This window comes from Bradyrhizobium genomosp. III (genome assembly GCF_000261705.1).
Lineage (GTDB): Bacteria > Pseudomonadota > Alphaproteobacteria > Rhizobiales > Xanthobacteraceae > Bradyrhizobium > Bradyrhizobium ottawaense.
The window spans coordinates 18,323-39,143 of record NZ_AJQF01000439.1; the positions used below are offsets into that span (position 1 = coordinate 18,323).

Below are 20,821 nucleotides of genomic sequence, written 5' to 3' on the forward strand. Positions count from 1 at the left end.
TGAGTCTTCTGGGTTATTGTTGTTGCTGTTGTTGCTGCTGACCGTCGATCATGCGGCGCTTGGCAAGCTCGATCGCCTCACGCAGCACATCGATCTCGCCGATATGGTTGGCGAGGATCAGCACCAGCGCCGCATCGAAATCGGCGCTCTGCTCCTCGGTGAGCCCGCGATGCGCCTCGACGATGGCGCGAAAGGCATCGTCTGGCCGCGCAAAGTTGGAGCTGGTGGACAACGGCATGCGAAACCTCAATTGAGACCTTGAGCCTGCGACAACGCAGCCGCGATCGCGGCGCGCGTCGGATGGCGGAAGCGCGCGGCGACATAGCCATCGGGCCTGAGCAGATAGGCAGCACCCGGCGCGGCGTCATAGCGCTTTGCGACGAGGCCCGAGGGATCGGCAAGTCCGCCCTCGCCACCGATGCGAACATCCTTGACCCCGTCGGGCACATCAATCGCCGCACCATTGCTGAACGAGAGCAGGGTGAAGTCCGTTCCCCCCTTGCGGAAGGCGTCCGTCAGATAGGCGTGCTCGGCAACCGGCGCATCGAGCATGGAGCAGCCGGGAGACGGTCCGCCGCCCCACACATCTGCATCCGGCGATGACAGCGGCGAGTCATAGCTGCACGGCACCGACAGCCGGCCGCCGTTGACCATGCGCTTGCCGAACTCGGTTTCCTTGGCCAGCGACAGCACCGCCTTGCGCAGCCGCGCTTCCTGATGCGAATTCGGCGCCATGAAATCGGTCGAGCGTGTCGACTCGCGGATGTTCTCGTCGGCCGCCATGCTGCGCTCGGCATGATAGCTTTCGAGCAGGCTTGCGGGCGAAGTGCCGCGCAGCACGCGGTCGAGCTTCCAGGACAGGTTTTCCGCGTCCTCGAGCCCGGAATTGGCACCGCGGGCGCCGAACGGCGAAACCTGATGCGCGGAATCGCCGGCGAAAATCACGCGGCCATGGATGAAGCGGTCCATCCGCCGGCACTGGAATTTGTAGAGCGAGATCCACTCGAACTCGAACTTGTCGTGGCCGAGCATGCGCGCGATCCGCGGCCGCACATTCTCCGGCTTCTTCTCGACCACGGGATCGGCGTAGCGATTGAGCTGGAGGTCGATGCGCCAGACATCGTCGGGCTGCCGGTGCAGCAGCGCGGAACGTCCCGCATGGAACGGCGGATCGAACCAGAACCAGCGCTCGGTCGGGAATTCCGCGGTCATCTTGACGTCGGCGATCAGAAACTGGTCCTCGAACACCTGTCCCGCGAACTCGGCGCCGACCATCTGCCGCAGCGAAGACCGCGCGCCGTCGCAGGCGATCACATATTGCGCGTGCAGGCGATAGGCGCCGTCGGGTGTCTCGATCGTCAGCGCCACGCCGTCGTTGCGCTGCTCCAGCGCCGTCACCTTGTTGCGCCAGCGCAGGTCGATCTCGGGCAGGTCGCTGATACGATCGACCAGATAGGCTTCGGCGTAATATTGCTGGAGATTGATGAAGGCGGGCCGCTTGTGGCCGTCCTCGGGCAGGAGGTTGAACTGGTAGAGCAGGGAGTCCCCGTGGAAGATCCGGCCGACGCTCCACACCACGCCCTTGGCGACCATACGGTCGCCGACGCCGAGCCGGTCCCAATATTCCAGCGACCGCTTCGAGAAGCAGATCGCGCGCGAACCTTCGCCAATGCGGTCGGCGTCATCCAGCAGGACGACGCGCTGACCGCGCTGGGCAAGATCGATCGCGAGCGACAGCCCGACCGGGCCGGCGCCGACAACCACGACCGGATGCTCGGCCGGGCCTTGGCCGGCGCGGTCCTGATCGGCATGGCGGCGATAGCCGAACTGGGCTTTGGCCTGATGTGTCTTGCCCTGAAGTGGCTTGGCCTGCGCCATACTCGAACCTCGGCTATGGTCAGGGGAGCACTGATCTGCTAGATAGTCTCACGTGCAACTATTTTGGACCGGAGCCGGCCGGCCGTCAACTGGAATTCGGAGCGCGCTCCTTGGCGAGGACATCCAGCGATATCGCACTGAAGGCACGGCAAGCCGATGAGGCCTCCGCGCGGCCAAAGGCACGGCTCGACCTGTTCAAGTTCGTGCCGTTCCGTCTCAACCGGCTCGCGGCCGAGGTCAGTTCCGCGCTCTCGGTCGAATATCAGGAACGGCATGGCCTCGACATTCCGGCCTGGCGCGTGATCGCCACGCTCGGGTTCCGCAACGATGCCTGTAGCGCGCAGTACATCGCGCAATGCACCCGCACGCACAAATCCACCATCAGCCGCGCGGTGACCACGCTGCTCAGCGAGGACATGATCGAGCGGGTCGAGAACGAAGCCGACCGCCGCGAATTCCGCCTGCAACTGACGAAGAAGGGCCGCGCGCTCTACGAAGAGCTGTTCCCGCAATTGCTGCGGCGGGAGGACGAGATCCTCGCCTGCCTCTCCGCGCAGGAGCGCAAGCAGCTCTCGGCGCTGCTCGGCAAGATCGAGGAGAGTCTCGATCTGATCCAGACCAGCAAGGAAGCGGACGCCAAGCAGGCGTATTAGCGACTCATAGAGGCGCAGACGTCGGCTTTTGGGAGTCCGGTTGAGAAAGCTTGGTAGGCCCGTGACGGCAGTGGCGTATATAGCGATGCTACTTGTGGCCTTTGCTGCAGCTCGCGCATACGCGGTTGACATGGGTTATCTGGCTCCCCCCGGAGTCGCTGCAAACGAGTTTCCCTCACCGCAGCGCCCTGTCGCACGAATCGTCAGCCCGCGCCGCTCCGCCGAAGAGCGCCGCGACGCCCTCAATGAGGCCGGTCAAATCGCACGCGTTCTTGAGCTGAAACCAGGTATGACAGTCGGCGACATTGGAGCAGGCAGTGGTACCACACGGTCAGGCTCTCGCACCTCGTCGGACCCGCCGGCTCTGTCGTTGCCCAGGACGTCACGCGGGATTACCTCGTCGAACTCGCGAGGCGAACAAAACTTCTGAAGTTAACGAACGTGCAATTCGCGCTCGGCGAACCCCACGACCCGCGTCTGCCCGCTTCCTCGCTGGACGCCGCAATCCTTGCGCATATGTATCACGAGATAGCCCAACCCTATGCCTTCCTCTACAATCTCGCGCCCGCCTTGAAGCAGGGTGCACGGGTGGGAATTGTCGATCTTGAGCTTCCGACGTCGAAGCACGGCACGCCAATTGAGCTCTTGCGCTGCGAATTAACTGCCGTCGGCTATCGCGAGGTCGCCACATCTAAGCTCGCAGGGGACGGAGGATACCTGGCGATATTCTCTCCGCCGGAGCTAGCGGCTCGAAAATCTCCCCGCGATATCGTTGCTTGTGTGGATCCTGCCGGCACTCGTTGAAACCATATCTGCCGCCCGTCTCGGAGACCGCACACGTCCGAGGAAAAGGTCAGACTGGAATCAAACCGGCGCTCTCGACCCGGCTCGGCAAGATCGAAGCGAGTCTCGACCTGATCCAGACCAGCAAAGAGGCCGACGCCAAGCAGGCGTATTTGCCGACGCTGTCATTCCGGGGCGCCGCAAAGCGGCGAACCCGGAATCCAGAGATTGTGGCGCGCGATTCCGGGTTCGCGCTTCGCGCGCCCCGGAATGACGGCTACGCCCTCACTTCGCAAACGACCGCGTCGGCGGCAGATGCAGCGCCCAGGCGTCGACCTTGTCGCTGGCGCGCGGATAGATTTCCGTCACGATTGGATCGTGACCGGGAATGAAGCGATCTGGATGTCCGGCGAGACGCTCGATCGTTTCCCAGCCGACCGCTATGTCGCCGACATTGTAGACGATCGGGAACGGGCTCTTGCGCTGCAGATTGGCGTAGTAATGCGCGGCATCGGACGCCAGCACCACGGGTCCGCGCGCGGTTTCGACCTTGACCACCTGCAAGCCGTCGGAATGGCCGCCGACACGGTGCACGGTGACGCCGGGCGCGACCTCGCCGTCGCCCGAATAGAAAGTGACGCGTTCGCCGTACACATGTCGCACCATCTGCGTGACGTGCTCGACCGAGAACGGATGTCGCAGCAGGCCGTTGCACATGCAGCGCCCCGTCGCATAGGCCATCTCGCGCTCCTGGAGATGGAAGCGCGCATTCTGGAAGCGATCGAGATTGCCGGCGTGGTCGTAATGCAGATGCGTCACGATGACGTCGCGAATGCTCGATGCCTTGACGCCAAAACGCTCCAGCGCATCGACCGGATTGAGTGTCAGCTTGCGCGCCCGTGCGCTCGCCTCCTCGGCATTGAAGCCGGTGTCGACCAGGATGTCGCGGCCGTGCCCTCGGATCAGCCAGACGAAATAGTCGAGGTCCTGCGCCGCGCTGTCATGCGGATCGGGCTGAAGGAAGTTCATGCTGGGGGTGCGCGGCGACATCGTCGCATAGCGCAGGGCGTAGATTTCGTAGGCGTTTCCCATGATTTCTTTGCTTTTTGCTTTGCTTTTCTGAGTGGACCTTCCGGGACGATCCTGCGCACCAAGCCATTGTCCGCTGCAAAGGTCAAACGCCTCGCGGCGCGACGGAGGCATGCCCTCAATGTGAGACCAATCACATTTTCGTCGCCATGGAGGCCCTAACGTGCCGCCGGTAAGATCGAGCCGGATCACGTCGAGCACAAACATGACAGCCTGCTTATTCCCCCTGCGGCGCACCCGGGCGTTGCGGTCAATCGTCGCGATAACGCCGAATCTCCAAGTGGTTGACGCCTCCCGTCCCCGGTTTGATAATGCAGGAAGCGTAAGTTAAGGTCGCCGCGGCGCAAGCTGGTAACGGCGCCTTTTTGGCTGGACCGCGCTGATTATGAAAATTCGCTTCTTTCTTCTTCTGCCCTTGCTCATCTCGCTCGTCCCGACGGCCCCATCGCTTGCGGCCGGTGACCGCTTTGCGCTGGTCATCGGCAACGCGAAGTACCCGGATGCGGATGCCCCGCTGAAGGAACCGATCAACGATGCCCGTGACGTCGCCGACGAGCTCAAGCGCGACGGCTTTTCGGTCGAGATCGCCGAGAATCTGACCGGCGACGGCATGCGCCGCGCCTTCGACAAGCTCTACGGCAAGATCAAGCCGGGATCGGTGGCGCTGGTATTCTTCAGCGGCTTCGGCATCCAGTCGGCGCGCCAGAGCTACATGCTGCCGATCGATGCGCAGATCTGGACCGAATCCGACGTGCGCCGCGACGGTTTCAGCCTCGAGACCGTCCTCGGCGAGCTCAACACCCGCGGCGCCGGCGTCAAGATCGCGCTGATCGACGCCTCCAGGCGCAATCCGTTCGAGCGCCGGTTCCGCAGTTTCTCGGCTGGCCTGACCCCGGTCATCGCGCCGAACGGAACGCTGGTGATGTATTCGGCGGCGCTGGCCTCGGTGGTCTCCGACGCCGGCGGCGAGCACAGCCTGTTCGTCCAGGAGCTCCTGAAGGAAATCCGGGTCCCCGACCTGATGGCCGAGGAGACACTGAACCGGACCAAGATGGGCGTCACCCGCGCTTCGCGCGGCGAGCAGGTGCCGTGGATATCCTCTTCATTGGCCGAAGATTTCTCGTTCAGCCCGGGAGCTGGCGGGTCGCGTCCGGCACCGGCGACGCCGCCCGCGCCTCCCGCGCCGCCGCCGGTCGTCGCCAACAACCCGCCGCCGTCACCGCCCGCGCCGCCGACACCGCCTCCGCCGTCGAAGCCGGCCGACACCGCTGCGGCGCCCGCGCCTGCTTCGCCACCAGCGCCAGCGCCTGCGCCTGCGCCGGCCCCCACGCCGAAGCCGCAGGTCGAGGCCGCCCTGCCCCCGCCGCCACCGCCGGTCAAACCGATTGATCCCGCTCCGGCACCGAGCACCGACAGCGGGCCGAGCGCTGCCGCGCTGGCCGACGATCCCACGATCAAGAGCCTGACCTCCAAGATCGCCGCCAATCCGGATGACGTGAACGCGCTGTACCGGCGCGGCCAGGTCTATGCCAGCAAGGGCGCCTACAACCTCGCCATCAAGGATTTCGACGACACGCTCCGGATCAACACCAAGGATGTCGAGGCGCTGAACAACCGCTGCTGGACCCGCACCGTGGTCGGCGACCTCCAGGGCGCGCTGAAGGATTGCAACGAGGCGTTGCGGCTGCGGCCCAACTTCGTCGATGCGCTGGACAGCCGCGGGCTCGTCAACCTCAAATCGGGCGCGGTCAAGAATGCCATCGCCGATTTCGATGCGGCCCTCAGGATCAACCCGCGCCTGACTTCCTCGCTCTACGGACGTGGCCTCGCCAAGCAGCGCAATGGCTCCGCCCAGGAAGGCGCGCTTGATATCGCCAATGCCAAGGCAATGGACCCGAACATCGTTCAGGAGTTCGCAAGCTACGGAGTGCGCTAGTATTTTTTTGAATTGAGGCAGGCGGCGCCTCGAACCCCTGGTGGCCCAGGGAAGACTAACGAACGGATGCCGCAGGCAGCCTTCCCCGGGGGGCTCATTGCAGGAATTTTGGCAGGAATTTTGGAACCGCGCGAGCTGGCTGCGCAGGAGGGACTGGTTATGAAATCGGCTGCAAAGGGACTTACCGCGATCCTGTCCATCATCACTCTTGGCATCACTCTTGGCGCCACGCTGTCGCTGCCGGCCTCGCCGGCCTTCGCTGGCGATGACGGCAACAGCAAGAACGTCACCGAGGACGACATCGTCCGCGCGCTGGCGCCGCCGGCCAAGAAGCCCCTGACCCGCGGCCTCTCGATCGCCCCGCAGGCCGATCCCGCGCCGAACGCGGCCGAGACCAAGCTGATCCAGTCGGTGCGCGGCCGCTCGACGCGTTCGCTGTCCTCGACCGAGCGCGAGGAAATCGCGTCGGTCGCCAAGGACAAGCCGAACATCGATCTCGAAATCACGTTCGACTACAACTCCGCCAATATCAGCGCCAAGTCGATGCCGTCCGTGCAGGCGCTCGGTCGCGCGCTGACCAGTCCCGACCTGAAGGGCTCCACCTTCGTGGTCGCCGGTCACACCGATGCCGCCGGCGGCGAAACCTACAACCAGGACCTGTCGGAACGCCGCGCGGATGCGATCAAGCGCTATCTCGTCGACAAATACAGCATCTCCGCCACCGACCTCGTCACCGTCGGCTACGGCAAGAGCAAGCTGAAGAATCCGAGCCAGCCGATGGCAGAGGCCAACCGCCGCGTGCAGGTCGTCAACATGGAAAACAAGACCACCGCATCGAAGTGAGCACGACGCAATCCTCTGAAGTGACAAGTCGTGATGTGGTGTAAAGTCTCGCCTCCAAAGCGCGTCCCGCGGCCTTGCGGGACGCCGCTTTGTTTCAGGGAAACGTTCTCGATGGGCCTCGCGCGGACGGCCGTGAGCCAGGCCAGGATGATCCGGCGATGAATCTCTCCGAATATCTCAAGCCTGCCGGAACGGTGGTGTTCGTCGTCGCGCTCGGCGTCGGCTATTACCTGTTCGAGCATCGGAAGCGCGCCGAGCCGAAGGAGACGCAGAGCGAGGCGCTCGTCATCGTGACGAAGTCGACCAATGCCTGCTTCTCCGACCTCGTGCGGGTGACCGGCTTCTTCGTGCCGCGCCGCGAGGCGGTGGTCATCGCCGACCAGGAAGGATCCAAGGTCACCGACCTCTTCGTCACCGAAGGCACCGTCGTTGCCGACAACCAGGAGCTGGCGCGCCTGACCGCGCCGCCACAGATCCCGGGGCAGCCGCAGAGACCCGGTCCGCAAGGCCCGATCTCGCTGAAAGCACCTGCGCCGGGCCTCATCACCGAAGTCCGCACCATTGTCGGCGCGCCCGCTTCACCGCAGGCCGGCCCGATGTTCCGCATCGCCGTCAACAACGAGATCGAGCTCGATGCTCAGGTTCCGGCGGTGCACATGCCCAAGCTCAGTTCGGGCGCCACCGTGCGGATCAGCCGCGACGACGCGCCCGATTTGATCGGCCGGGTCCGGCTGGTTGCGCCCGAAATCGACCGCGCCACGCAGCTCGGCCGCGTCCGCATCAGCGTTACCAACAATCCGTCGCTGAAGGTCGGCGTATTCGCCCGCGCCTCGATCGACGCCAAGCGAAGCTGCGGCGTCTCGATCCCCAAGACCGCGATCGACCATCTCACCATTCAGGTCGTCAAGGGCAACACGATCGAGACGCGCAAGGTGCGGGTCGGGCTCTCGTCCGACAACGCGACGGAAATCCTGGAAGGCCTCGACGTCGGCGAAATCGTCGTGGCCGACGCCGGCTCTTCGCTCCATGACGGCGACCAGATCAAGACCATGTTCGCCGATGAACTCGATCGCACGCGGGTACGCTGATGGCTCTCAATATCTCGGCTTGGTCGATCCGGAATCCGCTGCCGTCGGTCGTCTTCTCGATCATCCTCTTGATTCTCGGCTGGGTGTCTTTCACCAAGCTCGCGGTGACGCGGCTGCCTTCGGCCGACATTCCCGTGATCTCGGTCGTGGTATCGCAGTTCGGCGCGGCGCCCGCCGAGCTCGAATCGCAGGTGACCAAGACGGTCGAAGACGCCGTCTCCGGCGTCGAGGGCGTGCGGCACATTACCTCACAGATCACCGACGGTGTGTCGGTCACCACCATCCAGTTCGCGCTTGAAACCAACACCGACCGCGCGCTCAACGACGTCAAGGACGCGGTGACGCGTGTCCGCTCGAACCTGCCGCAGAACGTCACCGAGCCGCTGATCCAGCGCGTCGACGTCATCGGCCTGCCGATCGTCACCTACGCCGCGATTTCGCCCGGCAAGACGCCCGAGCAGCTCTCCTATTTCGTCGACGACGTGGTCAAGCGCGCGCTGCAAGGCGTGCGCGGCGTCGCCCAGGTCGAGCGCATCGGCGGTGTCGAGCGCGAGATTCTTGTTTCGCTCGATCCCGACCGCCTGCAGGCGATGGGGCTGACCGCGGTCAATGTCAGCCAGAGCCTGCGCGGTACCAATGTCGACGTCGCCGGCGGCCGGGCCGAGATCGGCAAGAACGACCAGGCGATCCGCACGCTCGCCGGCGCAAAGACGCTGAGCGATCTTGCCGGCACCATGATCCCGCTGTTCGGCGGCGGCGAGGTCCGGCTCGACGATCTCGGCACCGTCACCGACACCATCGCAGACCGCCGCACCTTCGCCCGCTTCAACGGCGAGCCGATCGTCGCGCTCGGCATCAAGCGCTCCAAGGGCGCCAGCGACGTCAAGGTGGCCGAGGCCGTGCAGAAGCGCATCGACGTACTCAAGGCCGCCTATCCCGACGTCGACCTGAAGGTGATCGACACCTCGGTCGAATATACCAACGGCAATTACCACGCGGCGATCTCGACCCTGTTCGAAGGCGCCATCCTCGCCGTCGTCATCGTGCTCTTGTTCCTGCGCGACCTGCGCGCCACCATCATCGCCGCGATCTCGCTGCCGTTGTCGATCTTCCCGGCGTTCTGGGCGATGGACCTGCTCGGCTTCTCGCTGAACCTCGTCAGCTTCCTCGCCATCACGCTATCGACGGGTATTCTGGTCGACGACGCCATCGTCGAGATCGAAAACATCGTCAGGCACATGAACATGGGCAAGTCGCCCTATCGTGCCGCCCTCGAAGCCGCCGACGAGATCGGCCTCGCGGTGATCGCGATCTCGCTCACCATCATCGCGATCTTCGCACCGGCGAGCTTCATGTCGGGTATCGCCGGACAGTTCTTCAAGCAGTTCGGCATCACCGTCTCGGTGCAGGTGTTCTTCTCGCTGCTCGCGGCGCGCTTCGTCACGCCGGTGCTCGCCGCCTACTTCCTCAAGCCTGGCACTCACGAAGAACCGCCGCCCGGCCGCGTGCTGCGGTCCTATCACAGGATCGTGGCCTGGTCGGTAAAACACTATTTCATCACGGTGCTGGTCGGCTTCGGCGTCTTCGCCGCCTCGATCTGGAGCATTACGCTGTTGCCGCAGGGTTTCCTGCCGGCGCAGGACAGTTCGCGCTCGCTGCTTGCGCTCGAGCTGCCGCCGGGCACCCAGCTCGCCTATACCGAAAAGGTCACCGAGGACATCGTCGCGCGCCTGCGCAAGCGGCCCGAGGTGAAGAGCATCTTCGTCGACGGCGGGCGCGTTCCGCCGGGCACCCAGGAAGTCCGGCGCGCCGCGCTGATCATCAATTACACGCCCAAGGATGCCCGCGACATCACCCAGCGCGAGCTCGAATTCTCGATCAGCCAGGAATTGGAGAACATTCCCGACATCCGCTTCTGGTTCCTCGACGAGAACGGCCTGCGCGCTATCTCGCTGGTCGTGACCGGTGTCGACGCCAACATCGTCAACAATTTCGCGAGCGAGCTCGCGACGCAGATGAAGCGGATTCCCACCATCTCCAACGTGATCTCGGAAACCACGCTGGAGCGGCCGGAGCTGCGCGTCGAACCGCGCGCCGATCTCGCCGCGCGGCTCGGGGTCTCGACCGAAAGCCTGTCGCAGACCATCCGCGTCGCCACCATCGGCGATGTCGGACCCGCGCTCGCCAAGTTCGACGTCGGCGACCGCCTGGTGCCGATCCGCGTGCAGCTCGAGGATGCCGCGCGCGGCAATCTGAAGACGCTGGAGCAGTTGCGCGTCCCGCTCGGCGAGCACGGCGAGAAGGGCGGCGTGCCACTCTCGGTCATCGCCGACGTCAAGCTCGACCAGGGTCCGACCAGCATCAACCGCTACGATCGCGAGCGGCAGGCGACCGTCGCCGCCGACCTCGTCGGTTCGGCCGCGCTCGGCGACGCCACCAAGAAGATCTACGACCTGCCGGTGATGAAGAGCCGGCCGAAGGGCGTGAAGGTCTCTCCCTCCGGCGACGCCGAAAGCCTGAACGAACTGTCCGACGGCTTCGCCACCGCGATCACGGCGGGCCTGATGATGGTCTACGCCGTGCTGGTGCTGCTGTTCGGCACCTTCCTGCAGCCGATCACCATCCTGTTCTCGCTGCCGCTCTCGATCGGCGGCGCCATCGCGGCCCTGCTCATCACCGGCAAGCAGCTCACCACGCCGGTGTGGATCGGCATTCTGATGCTGATGGGCATCGTCACCAAGAACGCGATCATGCTGGTGGAGTTCGCGATCGAAGCCATTCACGCCGGCAAGCCGCGCGAAGAGGCGATGATCGACGCCGGCATGAAGCGCGCCCGGCCGATCGTGATGACCACGATCGCGATGGCCGCGGGCATGATGCCGAGCGCGCTCGCGGTCGGCGCCGGCGGCGAGTTCCGCTCGCCGATGGCGCTCGCGGTGATCGGCGGCCTGATCTTCTCGACCATCCTGTCGCTGGTGTTCGTGCCCGCGATGTTCATGGTGATGGACGATCTCGGCGCCCTGATCTGGCGCTTCGCCAAGCGGCTGATCGTGCACAGCGAGGATGCCGAGACGGACGGTCATCACGGAGCGGCACCAGCACCGAAAGACGTCGCCCACCGTGCTGCGGAGTAAAATTTAGGCGAGCGGCCGGAGGGGCGCGTCAACGCAGGGCGCCTTCAAGGCGCTATGTTACCCAATAACTTTCGCGCGGACACGCTCGATCCTGCTGTCTGCACCGGCAAGCCCTGCATTCGTGGGCTGCGTTCGGCTGATCCCTACTCGTTCCGCGCGATCGCGGTCAGCTTGGTCATGTTCCGCAGCAGGATGCGGCCGCGCTGGAGATCGAGGATCGCTTCCTTGCGCCAGGCCTGCAGCTGGCGGTTGACGCTTTCGCGGGCGGCACCGACGAAGACGCCGAGCTGCTCCTGCGAGATGTGCACCTCGGAACCGAAATCGGCGGCGAGCGCGCAGAGCCGCCGCGCCAGGCGCACCGGCAGCGGCTGCAGCATGGATTCCTCCATGCGCTCGCTCTGCCAGCGGATGCGCTGGCACAGCAGCGCGATGATCTTGATCGCGACCTTCGGCTCGCGTTCGAGGAAGCTGAGAAAATCTTCGCGCCGCAGCACGAACAATTCGCTGGCCTCGCCGGCGGTCGCATCCGCGGTCCGATTCTGGCCGTCCAGCACCGCGACCTCGCCGAACAGGTCGCCCGGGCCCATGAAATTGAGCGTCAGCCGGCTGCCGTCGGAGGCACCTGTCTCGATGCGGACCTGGCCGCGGCGCACGCCGAACAGCGCGTTGCCGGCATCGCCCTTCTGGAACAGCACCTCGCCGTTCCCCAGGTGCTGGGTGTGACAGAGATTGGACAGCCGCTGGAGCTCGTCTGCACCGAGATCCGCGAACATCGCGTTCATCTTCAAAATGACCGCAAATTCGGCCTGCTTGCTCATTTCAATGTCCTTGTGAAGTCCTGGTCAGTCATCTTGTCAGACGCTTGGCAAATCGCTTGAAACCATCACGATCAGGATCGCGTAAAACCGCGTCGGGGAAGTGTGTCATAAGTCACATAACTTTGCAGCACCCCCTGACTATTTTTACGCGCTTGGAGCCGCTTCCCGTCCCGGGATAAACTCGGCCGCGAAGGATGGATAGCCGGCGGGATTCGACGCCGATCGTCCGTCAGTGGAAAGTCGAGATGAGAGCAGTAAAATTCGCCGGCGCGGCATTGGCCGCCGTCATCGTCGTGATCGCACTCCTGCTGGTGGTCGGAATCCCCTCGGGCTTCCTGACGTCGACGATCGCCTCGCGCGTCGAGAGCGCGACCGGCTATCGTCTCTCGATCGACGGCACCACGAAGATCAGCCTGTGGCCGACGTTGAACGTCACCCTGAACGACCTCTCGCTTGCCGACCCCCGGGATCGCAGCGGCATCACGCGCGTGACGGTCGACAGCGTGCAGGCCGACATGTCGCTCTCCAGCGTGTGGTCGGGCCGCCCTGAGATCCGCGAGCTGATCGTCACCCATCCGGTGCTCTACCAGCCGCTGCTGCGTGAACGCCTGCCGAATGCGGGGGGGTCGTCGAAGCCGCTCGCGCTCGATGTCGGCGGGGCATCCATCGACCGCATCAAGGTCACCGACGGTGAGGTCGCATTCGCGCGCGTGCGCGACCGTGTCGAGGGCCGCATCAGTGCCATCAACGCGGAGGCGACCATCGGCCGCGACCGCAAGGTCAATGTCACCGGCACCGCGCGCGTCGGCGACCACCCGACCAAGTTCGACATCAAGGCGACCACGCCGGCGCCGCCGGCCGACCGGCCGACGATCCCGGTGGATTTCGCCATCGACATGCCCGACGTGTTGAAGTCTCAGCTCACCGGCCATGCCGAGATGCGAATGAACGGCGACGTCGTGATGATCAACGGCGTGAATGGCCGGCTCGGCGATGGCACATTCAACGGCTGGGCTTCGGTCGACATTGCGAGCAAGCCGCTGGTCAAGCTCGACCTCGACTTCCAGCGACTGGCGATTCCGCTGGCGAAATCGCCGGAGGGCGCAGCCGGGCAGCCTTGGAGCAATGCGCCGATCGACGTCTCCGGGCTCAATTATGTCGATGCGCAGGTGCGTATCTCGGCGAACGAAGCCGTGATCGGCGATGCCCGCATCGCGCCGCTGGCGCTCGATGCGAAGCTCGCCGGCGGCGTGCTGAAGGCCGGCACCGCCAATCTCGGCGCCTATGGCGGCCAGGTCTCCGGCGAGGTGATCCTCGATGCAACCACCGGCGCGCCGAGCTTTGCCATGCATTCCGATCTCGTCGGCGTGCGTGCGCTGCCGCTGCTTCAGGGCCTTGCCGAATTCGACCGCATCGACGGCAAGCTGCAGGCCAAGCTCGCTCTTCGCAGCGCGGGCACCAGCCAGCGCGCGCTGATGGCCAACATGCAGGGCACAGCCTTCGTCAATTTCCAGGACGGCGCCATCCGCGGCATCAATGTCGCGCAGATGATTCGCTCGCTGACATCGGGCACGCTGTCCGGCTGGCAGGACAACCAGAATGCCGGCCAGGAGCAGAGCACGGATTTGTCGCAGCTCTCGGCCTCGTTCCGCATCGACAAGGGCCAGGCGGTGACGACCGATCTCAACCTGATCGGGCCGCTGGTGCGCGTGACCGGTGCCGGCACCATCGCGCTCGACACCAAGATGATGGGCTTTCGCGTCGAGCCGAAGCTGGTGATGACGACCGAAGGCCAGGGCCGCGCCAATGAGCCCGTCGGCTTCGGCATTCCCGTGATGATCCAGGGCAGCTGGTCGCAGCCCAAGATCTACCCTGATATGGCCGGCATGCTGGACAATCCGGATGCCGCCTATGCCAAGCTGCGCGAGATGGGTAAGGGCCTGTTCGGCCCTGATGGCGCCGGGCTCGGCAACATTCTGGGGAGTTTGGGTCTCGGTGGCACCACTGCACCCGGCGGCAACGCGGCCGGCAACGCCAATCCGCAAGCCCAGCAGCCGGGGCAGAACAATCTGCTCGGCGGCCCCTTGGGCGAAGCCATCGGCAATTTGATTCAGCAGGGACTTTCCAGCGGCGCGGGAAGCAGCACTGGCGCCGCGCCAGGCAGTGGCCGCAGCCGCAGCCTGCCGGCAACGCCCTCTGCGCCCGCGCCACAGGCCTCGCCCGCGGCTCCGGCCCTGGAGGACCCGCCGGTCGCTCAGCAGGACAGTCAGCCAATGAACGACGTGCTGCGGCAACTCTTTAACCGGTGATTGGCGGGCTGGGCTCCACGGCAATCCCCTTACATCAGCTTCCCCGCCACCGGCTTCCTCCGAACGGATGAGGCTGCGGCAATTCACCGGCCTTCCGCCGGCCCCGGCGTCCACAGGGAGTAACCACGCCGGCCGGTCCCCGGCCCACGCGGCGGTCCTTTGGCCCAAATTGTGATAGAACGGCCGGGAAGGGCCTGCACGGCCCGTGAGCGCGCAGCGTCGATGGCGGCGCGAGAGGATCGGGATGGCAGGAGCGAACGACAAGACACGGTTTCTGCGCGAGGGCCTGTTCGCCAAATACGTCGTCTCCCTCGTCGGCCTCGTCGTGTTCGTCCTCGCCGTCAACGGCGCGATGGAGACCTGGATCTCCTACCGCGCCACCAAGACCCAGCTGACCGACGGGCTGGAGGACAAGGCGCAAGCCGCCGCCCGGCGGATCGAGCAGTCGATCTCGGAGCTCGATCGCCAGATCAGCTGGGTGACGCGGGCGAGCCAGGACACCCTCGAAAAGCGCCGCGCCGACTACGCGTCGCTGCTGCACCAGGTCTCGGTCGTCAACCAGCTGTTCCAGCTCAACGGCGAAGGCCGCGAGGTGCTGCGCGTCTCCCGCCAGTCGACCACGACCGGCAGCAACGCCGACCTCTCCCGCGACATGCGCTTCACCGACACCGTCGCCCGCGGCGTCAGCTATGCGCCGGCCTGGTTCGCCGACCGGACGCCGTTCATGTCGATCTCGGTGGCGCATTCCGGCTTCAATGCCGGCGTCACCGTGGCCGAGATCGATCTCAGCTTTCTCTCCGACTTCCTGTCCGACGCGCAAGTCGGCAAGGCGGCCTTTGCCTATGTCGTCGATCCCCGCGGCCGCGTGCTGGCGACGTCGTCGAAAGGGCCCGATGTCGGCAAGGATTTGTCGAAGCTGCCGCAGGTCGCGGCCGCGATCGCGCCCGGCCATGAGGCCGACAGCTCGGGCACCGACTTCAACGGCCATGCGGTGATGAGCGCCGCGAGCACGGTGCCGAAGCTCGGCTGGAGCGTGCTGTTCGAGCAGCCGACCACGCAGGCCCTGACGCCGATCCGCGACCAGCTGGTGCGCATCGCGCTCCTGATCGGCATGGGGCTGATGGTCGCGATCCTCGCCGGCACGCTGCTCGCCCGCCGCATGATCATTCCGATCACCGCGCTGCGCGACGGCGCCTACAGGCTCGGCGAGGGTGATTTCAGTCACCGCATCGAAGTGCGTACCGCGGACGAGCTGGAGGACCTCGCCGGTCAGTTCAACCGCATGGCCGGCCAGATCCAGGAGACCTATTCGGACCTGGAGACCAAGGTCGAGGAGCGCACGCGCGATCTGGCGCAGTCGATCAACGAGCTGAAGGTGCTCGAGGAGGTCGGCCGCGCCGTCGCCGCCTCGCTCGATCTCAACGCCGTGCTGCCGACGATCGCCGCGCGCGCGATCGAGATCACCCATGCCGATGCGGTGCTGATCTACGGCTTCGATGCGGAGACGCGCCGCTTCAACCTGATCGAGGCCAACGGCATCGACAAATCCCCCGACGGCGCGCATGTCACCATCGACGAAGGCGAGAACATCCTGAGCGATGCCGCCGAAAGCGGCGAGCCGATCGCGATTGCGGAACTTGGCGCGGCCGCCGAGCAGCCGCTGCGCGAGGTCGCGATCGCGGCCGGCTTCCACTCGGTGCTGGTGGTGCCGCTGGTCGACCAGCAGGGCACGCTCGGCTCGCTGGTGGTGCTGCGCCGCGCGAGCGGCGAGTTCGCCGCCAGCATCATCGGCCTGATGCGCACCTTCGCCAACCAGGCCGTGCTGGCGATGCGCAATGCGCGGCTGTTCACCGAGGTCGACCAAAAGAGCCACGCCCTGGAGACGGCGAACGAGACCGTGCGCGCCCAGGCGGACAAGCTGCGCGAGCAGACCGAGCAATTGAAGAACTGGAACAAGTCGCTCGAGGAGCGCGTCAAGACCCAGCTCGGCGAGATCGAGCGCATCCGCAAGCTGGAGCGTTTCCTGGCGCCGCAGGTGGCGCAGCTGATCGCCTCCTCCGACAGCCCGGAAGGGCTGCTCACCAGCCAGCGCCGCGAGGTGACCGTGGTGTTCTGCGATTTGCGCGGCTTCACCGCGTTCACGGAGGCGACCGAGCCGGAAGAGGCGATGAACGTGCTGCGCGAATATCACGCCGCGCTCGGCAAGCTGATCTTCAAGTACGAGGGCACGCTCGACAAATATGCCGGCGATGGCGTGATGATCCTGTTCAACGCGCCGATCCAGTTCGAGGACCACACCAAGCGCGCCGTGAAGATGGCGGTGGAGATGCGCGACACCATCGGCCCGCTGACCGAGCGCTGGCGCAACCGCGGGCACAGCCTCGGCTTCGGCATCGGCATCGCGGTCGGCTATGCCACGCTCGGCCAGGTCGGCTTCGAGCAGCGGCTGGAATATGCAGCGATCGGCAGCGTGACCAACCTCGCCTCTCGCCTGTGCGGCGAGGCCAAGCCCAACCAGATCGTGGTGAGCCGCCGCGTCTACGGCATCGTAGAGCCCTGGGTGGAAGCGCGCGCCCTCGATGATCTCCAGCTCAAGGGTTTCAATCATCCCGTGCTGGCGATGGAGATTTTGAACTGGCGCGAGGAAGTCGAGAACGTGATGGACGCCTCAGTGGCGCGGCGCCGCGGTTAGCTCTCTCGCTCGCCTCGCATGGTCTGGCATTGCCTGCTATCGCTTACAAACAGCATGTCGCGATCCCGCGGCACATGGCGCCCGGGTTTAGCTTGGTCTCGGCACCCTTCGAAGTGGAAGGGCGCAGGGAAGACCGGGCACCGGCTGGCACCCGAAAACCCCTGTGCATGAGTGCGTGATAGTCGCTCACAGGGGAGAAACAGGTGCGGCCGAATGCCCGGCCTTCCCTGCGCAGTGGTTGAAACGGCTTATGTCGCGCTCTCGCCGGTGAGTCGATTCTCTGTTGCCACCGTCGTCTTGCAGCTTTCAAGGGATGCGCAGGTCCGGTCGGACCAGCGCACCGCTGCAAGACTTGACGCCAGAAATTCGGGCGTCACGACCACACGATTTTGCCGTACGCAAGGCAGCACCGTCGTACACGCGCCCGCTGATCGCTCACGGGGACTACCCGCCCTGCGACCGCATCTGGCACCAACGCCGCCCGCGTCCACCGCCCCTCACCCCACGAACCCTGACGATCGCGATCCGTCCCTTACCGGGGGATGAGTTGGGAGGGAATCATAGGGTGTTTCGTTTTTCGAGTAAAGCGAATTTTGGATTATTCGAATGAGAGATGTGCTTCAGGCCTTCTTAAAACATCGAAAACAACCCCATGCACAGTAGACGGCGACTGACAGATCAATGGGTTGCGAGAGTCGGTCGGAGGCCACAATTCAACGCGGCGGTTTTCGCGCAGACCGCCACGCTGGACCTCGGTCTCGGCAGTGGTCGTGCTTCCACCGGTGGCGGCGATTTCGATTTCGTCGCCCTCCTTGAGAGCGAGCTGGTCGATCAGCTCCTGGGGGAAGAACCACAGCAAGATCGTCATCCCATTTGAAAACCTTCATCGCTGTCTCCGCGGGAGCAGACTATGGCCGGGGCGAGTGCTGCTTCTCTGCGTCGAGGCGCTCAATGTCTTCTCTGAGAAGGGTGTTCACGAGGTCGTTCAGCGAGGTGCCTTGGGTCTCGGCGAGGTCCGAGAGGTAGGCCAGAACCTCGGGTTCCAGGTGCACCGGCGGCACGAGGCGAGCGCCTTTGCGGAAGAACTTGCCGCGCGCGGCGGTCGAGAAATCGTATTCGTCCTTCATCGGATTACCGTTCAACCTTCATAAGACCTGATCTCGCGGCGACTCGGGTAGCGCGCCGAGATGATGCGGATCGCGGCCCGGTCCGCTGTCAGCTCGACATAGGTATGAACGACCAGAAGCAAATTACCAGCCGGGCTCCGGCCCATGGTAACCCATCGCTCCTCCCCTTTGCCAGACTCATTGTCGAGTAGCGACAGGGCCAGCGGATCGCTGAAAACGCCCATCGCCGCCTCGAAGGCGACCCCATGCTTGCGCCGATTGCTCTCCGCCTTGATCGGGTCCCAATCGAACTCGAACTGCATAGTCAGAGTGCCCCGAGAAGACACGGTGCTGGAGGGCGGCGAAGAGGACATCAATCGTTGCCTCCTCACAGAGCGTAGGAATAAGCCTTTCCGTAAGAACTTCCAAGCAGCCAGATCAGATAGGAGGGGTTAAAACCGCCTCAGCGTGCCCTCACCGCTCGTCCCGCCCATACCGCGTGATCTATCGGCGGAGATAGAAGTACCGAACAACTCATCTTCGCCAAACTTCTCCCTGTGGTTATGGGTCCCGGCGTTCGCCGGGACGACAGGGGAGAATGAGGCGACGGCGTTGCCAAAATTCCTCCCCCCCCCGAACCACATCCCTGCTCCCCGCGACTAACCCTCGCCTCAACGGCGAGGCGCTTCCAATGGAGACTACCAGTGGCGTTTGCCTTGCCTTCGCGTGCTTATGATCTGAAGATGCTGGACCGTCCCGCCGATCGCGCGCGCGACCAGGGTTGGGTCTATGGCCTGCCGCCGGGCATCGGCAGCGAGCAATGGCCGCTTGATCCCGTCACCGGCTATCCGCTGATGCACGGCTTCACGCTGCTGCTGCCGGAAGATTATCGCGTGCATGGCGAGGACATCGTCGCGGTGTCGTTCTTCGCCACTCCGGCTGATCACACTGACGGCGGCGCGACCGATGTCCCCGAGATCCGCGCGGCGGTGATGGCGCAGCCATCGCATCCGCGCCTGTCGCGCATGACCGACATCCTCGACTACGATTATGCCGCGCTGCTGCTGACCAGAAGCGAATACGAAGGCCCGTTCGCGACACCGCCCGCGCCGCTTGCGCTGGCGACGGCCGACCGGCCGCGCTGGCTCGATGTCGGCGGCGCCAGTGCCTTCTTTGAGACGGCCCCGCCCTTTGCGCAGAAGATGTTCGCCGGCCCTCCGCGCCCCGATCTGGCCGAGAACCTCGCGATCGCGTTGACGCCGCGCGCTGATGATCCCAACGCCGGCAAGGCCCCGCAGGACCCGCACATCCCGCGCAACCCGCCGACCGGCTATCAGTCCTATTATTACTTTGAGGGCGGCGTCCCGACCGCCGACAATTACCGCCTGCACGACTGGGCCAAGGACCACGCCCACAACCATCTCGGCGGCACCATGCGGCCGTGCCAGGCGGTGCCGGAGATGAGTCCGTTCTATATCGAGTTCGAGGAATATCTCGGCGGCTACAATTTCGGCACCGGCAACGCGCAGCTCGACTTCAGGGACATGAAATTCGACTGGGCGTGCGGCTGATCGAAGCGGCTTCGGCGGCGTAGGCGGGACAGGCCCCACCGATGGAGATTCCCGAGCTTCCAACGCCAGCCCAAGCTTGCCTGCCAGAAAAATCGATTTTCGATTTTCTATTGACCCCGGGATGCCGCCTTGCAATCATCGCCCGATGGGTCCGCTTCAATTCGATATGTCCGGAAACTCCGGGGATGGTCCGCGCAGCCTGACGTCGGCGCTGCATGAGCGGTTGCGCGCCGATATCCTGGCGGCGCGACTGCTGCCGGCCCAGAAGCTGCACATCGCCGGCCTCGCCAAGCAGTTTTCGGTGAGCCTTGCCGCCGTCCGCGAGGCACTGTCGCGCCTCGTCGCCGACGGCCTGGTGCAGGCCTCGGACCAGCGCGGCTTCCGCGTCAGCCCGGTGTCGCTCGCCGATCTCGCCGACGTGACGCAGACCCGGATCGACATCGAGGGGCTTGCGCTGCGCCGGTCGATCGAGCGGGGCGACGATGCCTGGCTCGAATCGGTGAAGTCGACCTGGTCGGCTCTGAAAGCCGTCCCCTATCACTACCCCGATGATCCCACGGTGCATTACGAGGAATGGGTGATCCGTCACCGCATTTTCCACCGTGCGCTGGTCAACGCCTGCGGCTCGCCATGGCTGCTCGGCTTCCGCGACGTGTTGCACGAGCAAAGCGAGCGATATCGGCGTCTGTCGATCCGTCGCGAGCCCGGCGTCAAGCCGCGCGACGTCGAGGCTGAGCACGAGGCGATCGTCGCGGCCGTGATGAAGCGCGACGCCGATGCGGCGGTTCGCGCTCTGTCAAAGCATTTCGGTATCACCAAGGAATTCGTCGAGCTCGCCGCCTCGCGCATTGCGGAGGTGAGCCGCACGACCTGACGATCCGGACGAATCCGGCACACAAACAAGAAAAGACAGACCGGGAG

At 64.9% G+C, this 20,821-nt stretch carries 16 protein-coding genes and 2 pseudogenes; 11 read left to right on the forward strand and 7 right to left on the reverse strand.

The genetic code is table 11. From position 1 onward, the window contains the following. Nucleotides 1-13 precede the first annotated feature (13 nt). Together IC66_RS0134845 and IC66_RS0134850 are read right to left on the reverse strand one after the other, a co-directional pair. On the reverse strand, nt 14-238 hold the full coding sequence (locus IC66_RS0134845) for a DUF2783 domain-containing protein (RefSeq protein WP_028143901.1): 225 nt from the start codon (nt 236-238) through the stop codon (nt 14-16). Between the two features lie 8 nt (nt 239-246). Continuing rightward, nucleotides 247-1,878: an FAD-dependent oxidoreductase gene (locus IC66_RS0134850; protein WP_038950742.1), complete on the reverse strand. Its 1,632-nt coding sequence runs from the start codon at nt 1,876-1,878 to the stop codon at nt 247-249. A gap of 110 nt (nt 1,879-1,988) precedes the next feature. Between IC66_RS0134850 and IC66_RS0134855 the strand changes: the two genes are divergently transcribed. From IC66_RS0134855 to IC66_RS49130, 3 genes and pseudogenes are all read left to right on the forward strand, one after another. Beyond that, nucleotides 1,989-2,531: a MarR family winged helix-turn-helix transcriptional regulator gene (locus IC66_RS0134855; protein ID WP_028143899.1), complete on the forward strand. Its 543-nt coding sequence runs from the start codon at nt 1,989-1,991 to the stop codon at nt 2,529-2,531. 85 nt (nt 2,532-2,616) lie between these two features. Next, nucleotides 2,617-3,335: pseudogene (locus IC66_RS49285) on the forward strand (class I SAM-dependent methyltransferase). A 71-nt stretch (nt 3,336-3,406) separates the two neighbouring features. After that, nucleotides 3,407-3,487, forward strand: a pseudogene (locus IC66_RS49130) (MarR family winged helix-turn-helix transcriptional regulator); the annotation flags it as partial. A gap of 112 nt (nt 3,488-3,599) precedes the next feature. Here IC66_RS49130 and IC66_RS0134865 read toward each other — a convergent pair. After that, nucleotides 3,600-4,406 carry an N-acyl homoserine lactonase family protein gene (locus tag IC66_RS0134865; RefSeq protein WP_038950745.1) on the reverse strand — a complete coding sequence of 269 codons (807 nt, stop codon included), beginning with the start codon at nt 4,404-4,406 and terminating at the stop codon, nt 3,600-3,602. A gap of 382 nt (nt 4,407-4,788) precedes the next feature. Between IC66_RS0134865 and IC66_RS0134870 the strand changes: the two genes are divergently transcribed. From IC66_RS0134870 to IC66_RS0134885, 4 genes are all read left to right on the forward strand, one after another. Then, entirely contained in the window at nt 4,789-6,339 is a 1,551-nt protein-coding gene (locus tag IC66_RS0134870) for a caspase family protein (protein WP_028143896.1), read from the forward strand. A gap of 159 nt (nt 6,340-6,498) precedes the next feature. Then, nucleotides 6,499-7,182: an OmpA family protein gene (locus tag IC66_RS0134875; RefSeq protein ID WP_038950746.1), complete on the forward strand. Its 684-nt coding sequence runs from the start codon at nt 6,499-6,501 to the stop codon at nt 7,180-7,182. 158 nt (nt 7,183-7,340) lie between these two features. Beyond that, nucleotides 7,341-8,270: an efflux RND transporter periplasmic adaptor subunit gene (locus IC66_RS0134880; RefSeq protein ID WP_028143894.1), complete on the forward strand. Its 930-nt coding sequence runs from the start codon at nt 7,341-7,343 to the stop codon at nt 8,268-8,270. Next, nucleotides 8,270-11,404 carry an efflux RND transporter permease subunit gene (locus IC66_RS0134885; protein WP_028143893.1) on the forward strand — a complete coding sequence of 1,045 codons (3,135 nt, stop codon included), beginning with the start codon at nt 8,270-8,272 and terminating at the stop codon, nt 11,402-11,404. Before IC66_RS0134880 ends, IC66_RS0134885 begins: the two co-directional genes overlap by 1 nt. A 143-nt stretch (nt 11,405-11,547) precedes the next feature. Here IC66_RS0134885 and IC66_RS0134890 read toward each other — a convergent pair whose 3' ends face one another. Further along, nucleotides 11,548-12,222 carry a Crp/Fnr family transcriptional regulator gene (locus IC66_RS0134890; RefSeq protein WP_028143892.1) on the reverse strand — a complete coding sequence of 225 codons (675 nt, stop codon included), beginning with the start codon at nt 12,220-12,222 and terminating at the stop codon, nt 11,548-11,550. Nucleotides 12,223-12,467: 245 nt separating this feature from the next. Here IC66_RS0134890 and IC66_RS0134895 point away from each other — a divergent pair, with 245 nt between their 5' ends. Next, nucleotides 12,468-14,531, forward strand: coding sequence for an AsmA family protein (locus IC66_RS0134895; protein WP_038950747.1), 2,064 nt, complete (start codon nt 12,468-12,470; stop codon nt 14,529-14,531). A 244-nt stretch (nt 14,532-14,775) separates the two neighbouring features. After that, nucleotides 14,776-17,223, forward strand: a complete 2,448-nt coding sequence (locus tag IC66_RS0134900) for an adenylate/guanylate cyclase domain-containing protein (RefSeq protein WP_038950748.1) — start codon at nt 14,776-14,778, stop codon at nt 17,221-17,223. 598 nt (nt 17,224-17,821) lie between these two features. On the opposite strand, the gene IC66_RS0134905 is transcribed toward IC66_RS0134900, so the two are convergent. From IC66_RS0134905 to IC66_RS0134915, 3 genes are read right to left on the reverse strand one after another with little or no spacing between them, the layout of a single operon-like run. Next, entirely contained in the window at nt 17,822-18,082 is a 261-nt protein-coding gene (locus IC66_RS0134905) for a hypothetical protein (RefSeq protein ID WP_157158142.1), read from the reverse strand. A 49-nt stretch (nt 18,083-18,131) separates the two neighbouring features. After that, complete coding sequence (locus IC66_RS0134910; RefSeq protein ID WP_028143888.1) at nt 18,132-18,350, reverse strand: hypothetical protein; 219 nt, start codon at nt 18,348-18,350, stop codon at nt 18,132-18,134. 11 nt (nt 18,351-18,361) lie between these two features. Further along, nucleotides 18,362-18,652, reverse strand: coding sequence for a BrnT family toxin (locus IC66_RS0134915; RefSeq protein ID WP_028143887.1), 291 nt, complete (start codon nt 18,650-18,652; stop codon nt 18,362-18,364). Between the two features lie 381 nt (nt 18,653-19,033). Here IC66_RS0134915 and IC66_RS0134925 point away from each other — a divergent pair, with 381 nt between their 5' ends. Both IC66_RS0134925 and IC66_RS0134930 read left to right on the forward strand, forming a co-directional pair. Continuing rightward, a complete protein-coding gene (locus IC66_RS0134925) occupies nt 19,034-19,900 on the forward strand; it encodes a hypothetical protein (RefSeq protein WP_049806714.1) in 867 nt (288 codons plus the stop codon). Between the two features lie 166 nt (nt 19,901-20,066). After that, nucleotides 20,067-20,774 carry a GntR family transcriptional regulator gene (locus IC66_RS0134930; protein ID WP_038973090.1) on the forward strand — a complete coding sequence of 236 codons (708 nt, stop codon included), beginning with the start codon at nt 20,067-20,069 and terminating at the stop codon, nt 20,772-20,774. Nucleotides 20,775-20,821 lie beyond the last annotated feature (47 nt).